The 12,227-nt window shown below is 62.7% G+C and carries 11 protein-coding genes; 1 reads left to right on the top strand and 10 read right to left on the bottom strand.

Going from position 1 to position 12,227, the window contains the following annotated elements; genetic code table 11:
* Positions 1-3 precede the first annotated feature (3 nt).
* Positions 4-1,434, bottom strand: a complete 1,431-nt coding sequence (locus tag ACA057_RS21340; RefSeq protein ID WP_497342083.1) for a type VI secretion system Vgr family protein — start codon at positions 1,432-1,434, stop codon at positions 4-6.
* A 218-nt stretch (positions 1,435-1,652) separates the two neighbouring features.
* Between ACA057_RS21340 and ACA057_RS21335 the strand changes: the two genes are divergently transcribed.
* Positions 1,653-2,360: a YebC/PmpR family DNA-binding transcriptional regulator gene (locus tag ACA057_RS21335; RefSeq protein ID WP_059406548.1), complete on the top strand. Its 708-nt coding sequence runs from the start codon at positions 1,653-1,655 to the stop codon at positions 2,358-2,360.
* 130 nt (positions 2,361-2,490) lie between these two features.
* Here the strand turns inward: ACA057_RS21335 and ACA057_RS21330 are convergent, their stop codons facing one another.
* From ACA057_RS21330 to ACA057_RS21290, 9 genes are all read right to left on the bottom strand, one after another.
* The gene (locus ACA057_RS21330; RefSeq protein ID WP_497342081.1) at positions 2,491-3,804 is read right to left on the bottom strand and encodes a leucine-rich repeat-containing protein kinase family protein; all 1,314 of its coding nucleotides are present in this window, start codon (positions 3,802-3,804) and stop codon (positions 2,491-2,493) included.
* A gap of 122 nt (positions 3,805-3,926) precedes the next feature.
* Positions 3,927-5,051, bottom strand: coding sequence for a cell division protein ZapE (gene zapE, locus ACA057_RS21325; protein ID WP_497342079.1), 1,125 nt, complete (start codon positions 5,049-5,051; stop codon positions 3,927-3,929).
* Positions 5,052-5,316: 265 nt separating this feature from the next.
* A complete protein-coding gene (locus ACA057_RS21320) occupies positions 5,317-6,363 on the bottom strand; it encodes an ABC transporter substrate-binding protein (RefSeq protein ID WP_497342077.1) in 1,047 nt (348 codons plus the stop codon).
* 18 nt (positions 6,364-6,381) lie between these two features.
* A complete protein-coding gene (locus tag ACA057_RS21315; protein WP_497342075.1) occupies positions 6,382-7,497 on the bottom strand; it encodes an NAD(P)/FAD-dependent oxidoreductase in 1,116 nt (371 codons plus the stop codon).
* Positions 7,494-8,849 (bottom strand): FAD/NAD(P)-dependent oxidoreductase, encoded by a 1,356-nt coding sequence (locus ACA057_RS21310; protein WP_497342073.1) that lies wholly within the window; start codon positions 8,847-8,849, stop codon positions 7,494-7,496. Before ACA057_RS21310 ends, ACA057_RS21315 begins: the two co-directional genes overlap by 4 nt.
* Positions 8,850-9,072: 223 nt before the next feature.
* A complete protein-coding gene (locus tag ACA057_RS21305; protein WP_497342071.1) occupies positions 9,073-9,363 on the bottom strand; it encodes a (2Fe-2S)-binding protein in 291 nt (96 codons plus the stop codon).
* A gap of 7 nt (positions 9,364-9,370) precedes the next feature.
* The gene (locus ACA057_RS21300) at positions 9,371-10,165 is read right to left on the bottom strand and encodes an ABC transporter permease (protein WP_497342069.1); all 795 of its coding nucleotides are present in this window, start codon (positions 10,163-10,165) and stop codon (positions 9,371-9,373) included.
* A gap of 6 nt (positions 10,166-10,171) precedes the next feature.
* Complete coding sequence (locus ACA057_RS21295; protein ID WP_497342067.1) at positions 10,172-11,041, bottom strand: ABC transporter permease; 870 nt, start codon at positions 11,039-11,041, stop codon at positions 10,172-10,174.
* Positions 11,038-12,057, bottom strand: a complete 1,020-nt coding sequence (locus ACA057_RS21290) for an ABC transporter ATP-binding protein (RefSeq protein WP_497342066.1) — start codon at positions 12,055-12,057, stop codon at positions 11,038-11,040. Before ACA057_RS21290 ends, ACA057_RS21295 begins: the two co-directional genes overlap by 4 nt.
* Between the last annotated feature and the right edge of the window lie 170 nt (positions 12,058-12,227).

The raw sequence follows: 12,227 nt of genomic DNA, 5'->3' as shown, positions 1-12,227 counted from the left end.
GGGTCAGGGCCTGAGGTCGGGGCGATTGACCAGCCAATCGAGCAGCAAGCGGGTATCACTGCGTGGCTCCGGCGTTGTCGCCGGCCGAGGCGTGTGAGTGCGGCCCAGCCCAGCACAAAGCACCGGGCGGTCCGGGTCGCTGTCGAGAAAACTGATGAGCACATCACTGCCGGCCCTCGGCAGTGTCGACGGGTCGATCCGGGCGCCCGGCGTGGCGAGGGCAACCGGCAACCAGATGCCGATGGATGGGTCCGGATCGTATTCCACGCTGGGCCACAGCCTGACCTGGATTCTCCCGCGCTCATCCAGCATCGCCGGTTCCCCGGCAGCGCCCAGTACCCGGGCTGGCTGATACCCCGGGATGCTTGGCCGGGTGTGTTTGAGCGCCGGTCGGAATACCGTTGACCAGGGAATGGCGGTGAACTGATTGCGGTACGTCAGGGCGAGATCGGCGTTATCTAAAGCAAGAATCGAAGGCTGTTGCCCCTGATGTCGGGTCTCGGTGACCAGCCATTGATCATTGAAACTCGACAGTGGATGCTCGGCCACTTGCACGACCCGCGCGCTCTGGATGGCGCTCTGGTTGCTTTGGCCATGGACCTGCAAATACGGGCAACGCAGACGCTCCAGGTGTCGGCGGCTGCGCTGATCACGATGGCTCTGCTCGGGGGCGGGGCGTGGCAGCCTTGACGCCGAGCCGGCAAAGGCGTGGTTGGCCGCTCCGTCGTCGGCGTTCAGCGCGCCACGGTTTTGCACATCGGCTTTTGGTGGCGCGGGCGGTGAGTCATGCCGCTGGAACAACTCAGTGATCGTCGGCCGTGTACTTTCGCCGCTGGCATCGTCCTCGAAGGCCATCAACAGCGGCTCCTGCGGGAAACTCAGGCTGTCATCCGCCAGGACCAGCACATGCCCGTCGCGATGATGTTCGAAGTGATAGTGGATGCCTTCCTCTTCGCACAGCCGTTGCAGCAAGGCCAGGTCGGTCTCTTCGTACTGGATGCAGAAGGGCCGTAGCGGGTAGTGCCCGTTCACCAGCTCAAAACGATAGCTGTCCTCGGCCAGGTCATGTTCTGCGAACAACTGGTGCAGGATCATCGGCACGCTCAGGCGATGGAACACACGACGTGGGCGGTGCCGGTCCAGCGCTTGCAGGGAGGGCACCAGTTGCAGTGTGTAGCCAATCCGGTGCGGGCCGCGATGTTCACGGCTGACGCTGTGGAGCACGCCGTGAATACCCTGGCCATCCCCCAGGCTGAGGAAAGCCGCCTGTTGCAGCAGTCGGTCGAGGGATATGGCCGGTGCCAGGCCGATCACTTCAATGTCGAATCGATACAGCCGGTTAAGGCCTTCACGGCCACTGAACTGCAACACCTGCAAACTCAAATCGCCGTCGAGGAGTGTCAGGGTGAAGGGACTTTCCTTGTCGTTGTGCATCGATTGCGCTTCTGCCATGGGTACGGGCGCAGAGGGTACGAAACCATAGCGGTTTAAGGACATGGCAAATCGACTTTTCAGAATCGCCCTACAACCTTCGGTGAAGATGCCGATGCGTCGTTGCAATTTTTTTGGTCGATTGCCAACTTTAGGCCGTATAAACTTGCGCCATGCGTCGGCCAATAGATGTCTCGGCGCCATAGACAAGAGAGTGAGTAATGGGCGCACAGTGGAAGGTTAAACACAAAGAAGCGGCATCTAACGCCAAGGGCAAGATCTTCGGCAAACTGGTGAAAGAAATCACCATTGCTGCCCGTAACGGTGCCGATGTGGCCACTAACGCACACCTGCGTCTGGTGGTTGAGCAGGCTAAAAAAGCTTCGATGCCCCGCGAAACCCTGGAACGCGCAATCAAGAAAGGCTCGGGCCAGCTCGGCGAAACCGTGCAATACCATCGCGTGACCTACGAAGGCTTCGCGCCGCATCAGGTGCCGCTGATCGTTGAATGCGTGACTGACAACATCAACCGCACCGTCGCGGAAATCCGCGTGGCGTTCCGCAAGGGCCAATTGGGCGCTTCGGGTTCGGTGGCGTGGGACTTCAACCATGTCGGCATGATCGAGGCGTCCCCGGACAGCCCTGACGCCGATCCGGAAATGGCCGCGATCGAAGCCGGTGCCCAGGATTTCGAGCCGGGTGAAGAAGAGGGCACGACCCTGTTCCTGACCGAGCCTGCGGACCTCGATGCGGTGCAGAAAGCGCTGCCAGAGCAGGGTTTCACGGTGTTGTCGGCGAAGTTGGGTTATCAGCCGAAGAACCCGGTCACCGGTTTGAGCGATGAGCAGATGGCTGAAGTCGAAGCGTTCCTCGAAGGCCTCGATAACCATGATGACGTGCAGGACATGTTTGTCGGGTTGGCGGGTTAAGTCATTGTGTCAGTGACGGCTCTGGCGTCTGACAGGCCGTCATCGCGAGCAGGCTCGCTCCCACAGGGGATTTGTGAACGACGCAGATCCTATGTGGGAGCGAGCCTGCTCGCGAATGACCGCGAAGCGGTCACCAGCCATTCAACGCCCGCACAATCTCGCTGAACCCCGGCCGCGTCAGCACATCCGCCTGACAGCAGCGCTGCTGTAAATCTTCCAACTGCCCACGTCCCTCATCGCTCAACCCCGAGTCGATCCGCTCCAGCAATTCCCCCAGCAAAACCCCGAACGCGCGCACTTCGATCCGCTGCAACGCACGGCTTTCAAGGTTATCGGTGGTGGCATGGAAAGACGCCGCGCCAAAGTCACCCAACAGGCAATCACCGTGCTCGTTCCACAAAATATTGTGGCCGTAGAGGTCGCCGTGGGTGATGCCGTGTTGGTGCAAATGCTCGGCCACCGACGCGATGCCACTGGCGATGCGCAAGGCTACGCCGGCGCTGAAACGGGTGTCGTTGGCATAGACGTCCCGCGTGCAAGACGCCAGGCTCGGCAGTCCGGCCAGGTTGCGATAATTCGGATCGATCAGCTGCATGACCAGCCCGGCTTGATCGTGTGGATGGCCAACAATCCGCCCCTCGACCCGGATCAGGTTGGGGTGGATGCCGGCGGTGATGCAGGCGTTCATTTCGTGCAGTGGCGAGCCATCGCTGGTCATTTCGCCTTTGTAAAGTTTGATCGCGACCGGCATGGCCGGTTGACCCGGTCGTTGCCACGTTGCCTGATGAATCACCCCCGAAGCACCTTCGCCCAGTTGCTGCGACAGATGCAGCTCTGACCAGGGAATGCTCGGGGTCGCTTCAAGGGCGGCGGCGTCGGCTTCGGTTTCCAGCGGGTTACCGGCGTAGGCCAGCCAGGTCAGGCTCGGCAGGGTCAGCAGCCACTCGGGCAGTTCGGTCAACCGGTTGGCGGCGATGCGGATCAGTTCGAGCCGATGGCAGTGACGCAAGCTCTCGGGCAAGTGCTGCAAGCGGTTACCGGCCAGCATGAGTTTTTGCAGGTGCGGGCGCTCACCCAGCTCGGTCGGCAGCGCTTCGACGCCGTTGTCGGTCAGAATCAGCCAGCGCAACAACGGCGGCAGGGCGGCGGCCGGGACCGTTTCGATGCGGTTGGCCTTGAAGCCGACCATGGTCAGCGCCGCGCACTGGCCCAGGCAGGCGGGCAGTTCGGTGAACTGATTGTCCGAGCAGAACAATACGCGCAGGCGAGTCAGGCGGTGCAGGTCGTCCGGCAGGCAGGTCAAGGCATTGCCGCTGAGGTTGAGCACTTCCAGCGAGTCGGCCAGGTCGAAGATTTCCCGCGGAAACTCGGTCAGTCCGCAAGAGAGGTCCAGGCGGGTGATGCCCGACAATTGACCGGCGCGCAGTTGTGCAAGGGTATCCATGAACAGATTCACTATTGATCGGGGAGGGCGCGGGGCCTGGGAATGGGTGACATGATAGCGGGAAAGGTGTGTTGCCTGTCAGGCCGCCTTCGCGAGCAAGCCGCCACACCGAAGAATATTGATCAGACCGCTCCCTTCACTTCCACCAACTGCCCCAACCGACTCCGCGTGCGCGCCAGATCAATGGCATCGCCCCCCAGGCTTTCGCGCAGTGACCGCTGCCCGAGCAGAACCAAATGCTTGTCCTGGTCGTACAAGACATCGACCAGATTGATAAAGCGCTGCTGGGCGGCGATGGAACAATCGGCAAGGTTGGGCAGTTCATCGATTATCCAGTGATCGAAACGCCGGCACAGCTCCAGGTAGTCCATGACGGCAGTGGGTTGATCGCACACGTCGCCGAAGGTGAACCCGATGGTGCGCTCGACACAATATCGGGCTTGCAGGTGCCGGGCTCCGACGGGTAGCGCGATGGCTGGCGCGTTGTGTTCGGGCAGGTTCAGCGTCTGACGTTGTGCCGCCGTGGCCGGCCAGATGTACTGGCCCTGGGTGAACACCTGCTGGGCGTGGGTTCTGACCTGACTGCGGTAATCGTGAGGGCCGCCGACCTCAAGGACCTGCATGCGCGCGTTGATCAGGTCGATCACCGGTTTGAAGCGCGCGTGGTACAGCGGGTTGGGCAGCAGGCCTTCCGGTGGGTAATTGGAGGTGACCAGCAGCAGAATGCCCCGGCGAAACAGCGCCTTGAACAGCCGCGTGATGAGCATCGCATCGCCGATGTCGTGGACGTGAAACTCGTCGAAGCACAGCACCCGGCAATCGCGCAGCAGCTCATCGAGGGTGGCCGCGAGCGCATCGGGCTGATCGCGATGGCTGAACATGCCCTGGTGCAATTGGGCGAAGAACTGATGGAAGTGCAGACGCTGTTTTTCCACGATCGGCAGGGCCTGGAAAAAACCGTCCAGCAGCCAACTCTTGCCGCGCCCGACAGCGCCGTGCAGGTAAAGGCCGGGCAGTGTTTTTGCCGAGGTACCGAGCAGCGCCGTGGCGTGTTGCGCCATGCAATCGATCACGCGCTGTTGGCTGTGGCTGAGGGTGTAACCCTGGGCGTGGGCCTTGTGGTGGAAGTAGTCGTGGATGACTCGACCGCAGGCACTGGCTGGCGCAACCGATGCCTTGCCGAACAAGCGGCGTAGCGTCGGCCAGCGTGCGGTGAGTCGCGAACGGTTGGGCAGTCGAACGGCCACTGTGATGTCACCCCCGTGATCTTCAGCCCGGCTTACCGGACTGCGGCGGCGTAGTGTAACCAAACGGGGAATTTTCATTCCAGTGGCGTTATGGCGAGCGGGCTTGTTCTGAGGCCCGCCAGGACAGCACCAAACCTGTGGGAGCGGGCTTGCCCGCGATTGCGCAGGGTCAGGCAACATCAATGTCGACTGACGAACCGCCTTCGCGGGCAAGCCCGCTACCACAGAGTTTGCTTCGTTGCCTCAATCGTCTTGCATCAGTTGCCTAGCGCTCGATGCTGCGATTCCACCGCGCATTCCATGCCGGGCGCTGTTCGTTGACCTGATCCCAATCGATCGCAATCGCGGTGGTCAGGTATTGCTTCATCGCCTCGACCTGACCGCGAGTCTTGTCAGTGGTCGGGGTGTTCGGGTTGGACGGGATCTGGTCGCCATCTTCAAGCGCGGCGGCTTGTGCTTCTGGCGTCAGCAGGAACGCGGCGAGTTTCTGCGCCAGTTCTGGCTGGGTGTTGTTGGCGATGGCGCATTCGGCGACGTTGAGCACCACGGCGCCTTCCTTCGGTTGCGCGTACTCCACCGGCATGCCCTTGAGTTTCAGGGCGGTGACCTGGGTTGGCGTCAGCGGGAACAGCGCCGCTTCGTCGGTCTGGAGCATTTCGGAAATCTTCGCCGAGCTCGGAATGTACTCCAGCACGTTACGCCCGACCGTATTTGGCCACGCCTTGAAGCCTGGCTCGACGTCGGTTTCGCTGCCGCCCTGAATCCGGTTGAACATCAGGAAGCCGTGCAGGCCGAAGGTCGACGAGGCCATCGACTGGAACACCAGTTTGTCCTTGAAGCGCGGGTCGGCCATGTCCATCCACGAGGTCGGCGCGCTCCAGCCTTTTTCCTTGAACAGCCGCGTGTTGTACGCCAGGCCGGTGACGCCGAGGCTGACTGCCACGGCTTGTTCCTTGATGCGTCCCTTGGCCGGAATCTGCGCCAGCGGTGCGCTGTCTTCGAGTTTGTCGCACAGGCCCATGGCGATGGCGCGGTACATGATGCCGTCGTCGAGGAACATCACGTGCATCTGCGGGTTGCCTTTGCTGGCCTGGACCTTGGCCAGAATATCGGCCGAGGTGCCGGGCACGATCACCACTTTGACGTTGTTGGCCTTTTCGAACACCGGCAGCACCTTGTCGGCGTAAAGCCGTTCCATGGTGCCGCCGTTCATGCCCAGGTAAAGCGTCGGTTCAGCGTGGGCCTGGCTGACGGTGAACAGGGCGCTCAGGCAGGAGAAACCCAGCAGTGCAGTGCGTTTGACGTTATTCATTGGCGCGACCTTCCTCTATCAAGCAACGGAGATGGAGTGAAACCGGGTGATGGAAAACGCATCCAGCGGCGTGGTTGAGGTGCCGCTGCAGATTATTTCGGTGAGCGCCTGGCCCACCGCCGGGCCGATCTGGAAACCGGCGCCGGCAAAGCCGAACGCATGCAACAGACCGGGTTGCGTGCTGCTGTGGCCGATCACCGGTTGGCGATCGGGCAGGTAGCCTTCGGTGCCGCTCCAGGTGCGAATGGCCTGGGCGCCTTCAAGGAACGGGTAGAGTTCGACGGCCTGACGCAGGATCTCGATCACTGCGTGCTGACCGGGACGGGCGCGAGCGTCGTCGAGGGCGAAACCCTGGCCGCCGCCCAACACGCAATTGCCGCGCGCGACCTGACGGGCATAGATACCGCCGCCCTCGACGCCGGTGCTGGCGTTCATCACCAACGGCAACGGTTCGGTGACCAGCATCGCTGGGTGCCCGGCGTGCATCGGCACCGCTTCGCCGAATTGCGCAGCGAGGTTTCCGGCCCAGGCGCCGGCACAATTCAGCAGCCAGGGCGCTTGCAGTTCGAGACCACTCTGAGTGCTGACACGAAAGCGCTGGCCGTCGTGTTCCACCGCACTCACCGCGCACTGTTCATGCAGTTGCGCGCCATGCCGACGTGCGGCCTGGGCAAACGCCGGGGATACCAGGCGCGGGTTGGCGTGACCGTCGTCCGGGCAGAACGAGGCGCCGACCGCCACCTCACCGACCCACGGAAAACGGGCGCGCAGTTCGTTGCGGTCGAGCACCTGCAGATCGAGGCCGAAGCCCTGACTGCTGGCGGCATAGTCCTGCAAGGCGTGCAGATCGTTGAGGCTACGGGCCAATTTCAAGTGACCGCTGCGTTGATATTCGCCGTTGATGCCGATCAGTTGCGGCAGTCGACTCCAGATGTCATGCGCCCGTTGTGACAAGGGCAATTGCGACAGCGGTCGGCCCTGACGACGCACGCCGCCGTAGTTCACGCCGCTGGAATGCGAGCCGCAAAAGTCCCGCTCCAGCAACGCAACACGGCGCCCGGCTTTGCTCAGGAACAGGGCGGCGGAGGCGCCGACGATGCCGCCGCCAATGATCACTGCATCGACTTCGATCATGCGTCCACCTCCAGACCAAACGGCAGGGGTTTGATCGGCGCCTGAGCCCGCAGTCGACCGATGTCGGACACGGCGCGCTGGCTTTCGCAGGCAATGATTTCCGCTGCGGCGGCGCCGCACATCCGGCCCTGGCAGCGGCCCATTCCAACGCGGCAGTGGGCTTTGACCCGGTTGATTTCCCAATGGCCTTCACGCACCACCTGACGGATGTCGCCGGCCGCCACTTCCTCGCAGCGGCAGATCATTAGGTCGTCCGCGACGTGAGTGGCCCAGTCTTCGGGAAAGGCGAAGGCCCGTTCCAGGCCCTGACGAAAATCGCCAATGCGCTTCAGGGAGTGTTCCAAGTGCGCGGGGCGATCTGACGGAATCAGGTAGCCGATGTCTTCGAGCAACGCCAGGGCCGCCCGTTCGCCGGCCATTTCGGCGGCGTCGGCGCCCATGATGCCGGCGCCATCGCCGGCCAGATAAACCTCGGCCACACTGCTGCGACCGGCGCTGTCACGTTGCGGCAGCCAGGCGCGGTTGAGCGGGTTCCAGGTGAATGCGCAGCCGAGCAAGTCGGCGAGCTGGGTTTCGCTGCGCAAGCCATGGGCGAAAGCGACAGCGTCGCAGTCGATGTGTTGTGAGCCTGTTGCGTTGCGCCAGTTCAGTGATTGCACGCGTTGTTGGCCGTTGATTTGGGTCAGGCGGGCGCCTTGATGCACCGGGATGCCATGGGCGGTCAGCCAGGCGCGGTAGTAGATGCCTTTGGCCAGTGTGGCCGGTTGTGACAGCAGGCCGGGGAGGGCGCGGGCCTGAGCGCTGAACGGTGAACTGTCGAGCACCGCAACCACCTTCGCGCCGGCCTTGGCGTACTGATACGCCACCAAATACAGCAACGGTCCGCTGCCGGCGAACACCACCCGCTCACCGATGGCGCAACCCTGGAACTTCAGGGCGATCTGCGCCGCGCCGAGGCTGTAGACCCCCGGCAGCGTCCAGCCGGGTACTGGGAGAATCCGGTCGGTGGCGCCTGTCGCAACAATCAGCCGGGAGAACGCCAAGCGTGCGGCGCGGCCGTCATGCAAGGTATCGAGCGCGCCGTCTTCGGCGCTCCACACCAGGGTCTCGGGGCGGTAATCGAGGTGCTCGCGCAACTCGTCGATTGTTTGATGCAACGCGTTGGCCTTGTTGGCTTCGAAGCCGTACAGCTTGCCCGGTGAACGCTTGAAATTGGCCGGCTGACGCCGATAAATCTGCCCGCCACCGCGCGCCGCTTCATCCAGCAAAACAGGCCGCACACCATGGGCAACCAGGGTTTGCGCGGCACGGATCCCGGCGGGACCGGCGCCGACGATGACAACGGCGTTCATACCCACCTCGGCTGTGTGTACTGGCGGGCCCCATCGCGAGCAGGCTCGCTCCCACATTGGATTGAGGTTGCCCACAGTTTTTGGGCCCGGCGCTGAACCCCTGTGGGAGCGGGCTTGCTCGCGAAGACGGTGGTCCATTCAACAGAGATGTTGGCCGGCAGACCGCTTTCGCGAGCAAGCCCGCTCCCATATTGAATCCTGGGTGGGCAGGTGTGTTGAGTGTTCATAGGCAACGCCCCGGTTCGCGATTGATCTGCTGCCCGGGTTCGAGCAATGTCGAACAGGCCCGCACGCGGCGGCCATCGCCCAGGCGTACCCAGCAATCCTGACACGCCCCCATCAGGCAAAACCCGGCGCGGGGTTCGGCGCTGAAGTCGCTGCCGCGCAGGTGTTCGCTGCAGGTCAGCACCGCCGTCAACACGGTGTCGCCGAGCAGGCCGCTGGCCGGTTGGCCGTCGAGGGTAAAGTCCAGGGCCGGGCGGTCGCCTTCGGCCAGTCGTTTCAGCAGAGCCATGGCGCCCTCATTGTTTACCCACCAGAACCCGATCCAGGCCATACACCCGATCAAGCAAAATCATCGTCAACGCCGTCAGGCCGATCACCAGGGCCGACACCGCCGCCATCATCGGATCGATGGATTCGGTGGCGTACACGTACATCCGCACGGGCAGTGTCTGCGTGGCCGGCGAGGTGACGAAGATCGACAGCGTGACCTCGTCAAAGCTGTTGATAAACGCCAGCAACCAACCCCCAGCGACCCCCGGCAGAATCATCGGCAAGGTGATCTGGCGGAACAGCGTAAAACGCCCGGCGCCTAACGATTGCGCCGCATGCTCGGCGCTGCGATCGAGGCCGATCGCCGACGCCAGCACCAGCCGCAACACGTACGGCGTGATCACCAGCACATGGGCAAAGATCAGCCAGCCGAAGCTGCCGTTCACACCCATCAGCGCAAACAAACGCAGCAACGCCACTCCCAGCACCAAGTGCGGAATGATGATCGGCGACAGAAACAGGCCATTGAAAAAATCCCGGCCAGGGAATTCGAAACGCGTAATGGCCAACGCCGCCGGCACCGCAATCAGCGTCGCCAACGTAGCGGCGCAGAACGCCAGGATCAGGCTGTTGTAGAACGCATCGACAAAGTCGGCACGCTCGAACACCGCGCGAAACCAGCGCAGGGAAAACTCCGTGGTCGGCAGGCTCAGGGTGTTTTCCGGAGTGAAGGCCACCAGGCACACCACCACCAGCGGCGCCAGCATGAACAGCACCACCAGGGCATGGAACAGCAGGGCGAAAGGACCGTTCTTGGACATGACGAGTTATCCCAATGACTTCTTGTAGCGGCCTTCGATCATCCGGTTCCACGACAGCATGATCAGCAGGTTGAGCAACAGCAGGGCCACGGCAATCGCGGCGCCCATCGGCCAGTTGAGCTCCGACAGGTACTGGTCGTAGATCAGCGTGGCGACCATTTTCAGTCGGCGTCCGCCGAGCAAGCCGGGGATCGCGAAGGAGCTGGCGGCGAGGCCGAACACGATCAAGGTGCCGGAGAGCACGCCGGGCATGATCTGCGGCAGTATCACTTGGCGCATCACCGTGAAGTGGCTGGCGCCCAGCGACAACGCAGCCTGTTCGGCGGCGGGGTCGAGTTTCTGCAACGAGGTCCAGACCGGAATGATCATGAACGGCAGCATCACGTGAACCAGCGCAATCACCACCGCGAACGGCGTGTAGAGCAGCTTCATTGGCGAGCCGCCCAACGCTTGCAAGGTCTGGTTGACCAGGCCGTCGGCGCCGAGCAACAGGCTCCAGCCGAAGGCGCGTACCACCACCGAAATCAGCAGCGGCGTGAGGATCAGAATCAGGAAAATCGAGCGCCACGGCGCGCCCATGCGGCTGAGGATGTAGGCCTCGGGCACACCGATCACCACGCAGAGCAGGGTGGTCAGGGCGCTGATCCACATCGTGCGCAGAAAGATCTCGTAGAAGTACGGATCTCCCAACAGGCTGCTGTAGTGATCAAGGGTGTAGGCGTCGCCGTTGATTCCCGAGCTGTAGTCGAAGACGTTGAATGACAGCAGCAGCGTCAGGCCCAGCGGAATCACCAGCAAGCCGAGGTACAAGGCCAGCGCCGGTGCCGACAGCCAATAACCCTGGCGACCCTGGCGAATGGAAACGAGCGTACTCATGCCGGCACCTCGTCGACACTCAGCACCCGCAACAGCGCCGCGTCCCAATCCAGGCCAACGGCCGTGCCTTCGCTCATCGGCGCCGAGCCGTCGTTGCGGCGCACCACGCTGAGTTCGCCCAAGGTCGTCGAGACGCCATACAACCATTGGCTGCCGAGAAAGAAGCGGCTGACGATGTGGCCTTGCAGACGGCCCTGGCCTTTTTCCCGCAGATCGATTTTTTCCGGGCGCAGGCTGAGGGTCAGTTCACCACCGCTGCGGACCTGGACTACCCCCGCGTTGTCACGCTCGCCGGGCAACAGATTGGCCTTGCCGACGAACCCGGAAATGAATTCGGTGCGCGGGTGTTCGTAAAGGGTATAGGGCGCGTCGATCTGCGTGATGCGCCCGGCCTGCATCACCACCACGCGGTCACTGATGGACAGCGCTTCGGACTGGTCGTGGGTGACCATCAGCGTGGTGATCCCGACTTCGCGCTGGATGCGGCGGATTTCGAACTGCATCTCTTCGCGCAGGTTGGCGTCGAGGTTCGACAGCGGTTCATCGAGCAGCAGCACCGGTGGTTCGATCACGAGCGCCCGGGCCAGCGCAACACGTTGGCGCTGGCCGCCGGACAATTCCCGTGGATAACGCTCGGCATGCTGGTCGAGCCGCACCAGTTTCAGCACCCGGTCGACCCGTTGCTGCAACTCGCCGTTGGGCACTTTGCGCATGCGCAGGCCGAAGGCGACGTTGTCCTTGACGGTCATGTGCGGGAACAGCGCGTAACTCTGGAACACCACCCCCAAACCGCGACTGGCGGGTTTGGCGTGGGTGATGTCGCGGCCGTCCAGCACGATGCGTCCGCTGCTGACTTCGACGAAGCCGGCGATCATTTGCAGGGTGGTGGTTTTACCGCATCCGGAGGGGCCGAGCAGCGAGACGAACTCGCCTTTTTCGACCGAGAGGTTGGTGGCGACGACGGCGTCGATCTCGCCATAACGTTTGCCAAGTCCTTCAAGTTGCACAAAAGCCATAACTGCGCTCCACCTGAGATTGTTATGCGCGGCCTGGGGGCGCGCTTTTTTGTATGGGCAGATACGAAAAGATGTTGCGGGGTGCGTTGGCGCTCGACGTGGGTCGGCTGCCGCTGTTGTTCGAATCGCCCCTGATGGACGCAGAGTAGGACGAAGACTAGGATGGGCTC

This window comes from Pseudomonas sp. LBUM1661, assembly GCF_059695925.1.
This window is presented reverse-complemented; position numbering and strand designations above follow the sequence as displayed.

Excerpts from the sequence above, each read along its gene's own strand:
- ACA057_RS21310 (WP_497342073.1), bottom strand. The coding sequence starts at position 8,849 with ATGAACGCCGTTGTCATCGTCGGCGCCGGTCCCGCCGGGATCCGTGCC.
- ACA057_RS21290 (WP_497342066.1), bottom strand. The coding sequence starts at position 12,057 with ATGGCTTTTGTGCAACTTGAAGGACTTGGCAAACGTTATGGCGAGATC.
- ACA057_RS21300 (WP_497342069.1), bottom strand. The coding sequence starts at position 10,165 with ATGTCCAAGAACGGTCCTTTCGCCCTGCTGTTCCATGCCCTGGTGGTG.
- ACA057_RS21335 (WP_059406548.1), top strand. The coding sequence starts at position 1,653 with ATGGGCGCACAGTGGAAGGTTAAACACAAAGAAGCGGCATCTAACGCC.
- ACA057_RS21340 (WP_497342083.1), bottom strand. The coding sequence starts at position 1,434 with ATGCACAACGACAAGGAAAGTCCCTTCACCCTGACACTCCTCGACGGC.
- ACA057_RS21330 (WP_497342081.1), bottom strand. The coding sequence starts at position 3,804 with ATGGATACCCTTGCACAACTGCGCGCCGGTCAATTGTCGGGCATCACC.
- ACA057_RS21295 (WP_497342067.1), bottom strand. The coding sequence starts at position 11,041 with ATGAGTACGCTCGTTTCCATTCGCCAGGGTCGCCAGGGTTATTGGCTG.
- ACA057_RS21315 (WP_497342075.1), bottom strand. The coding sequence starts at position 7,497 with ATGATCGAAGTCGATGCAGTGATCATTGGCGGCGGCATCGTCGGCGCC.
- ACA057_RS21305 (WP_497342071.1), bottom strand. The coding sequence starts at position 9,363 with ATGGCTCTGCTGAAACGACTGGCCGAAGGCGACCGCCCGGCCCTGGAC.
- ACA057_RS21320 (WP_497342077.1), bottom strand. The coding sequence starts at position 6,363 with ATGAATAACGTCAAACGCACTGCACTGCTGGGTTTCTCCTGCCTGAGC.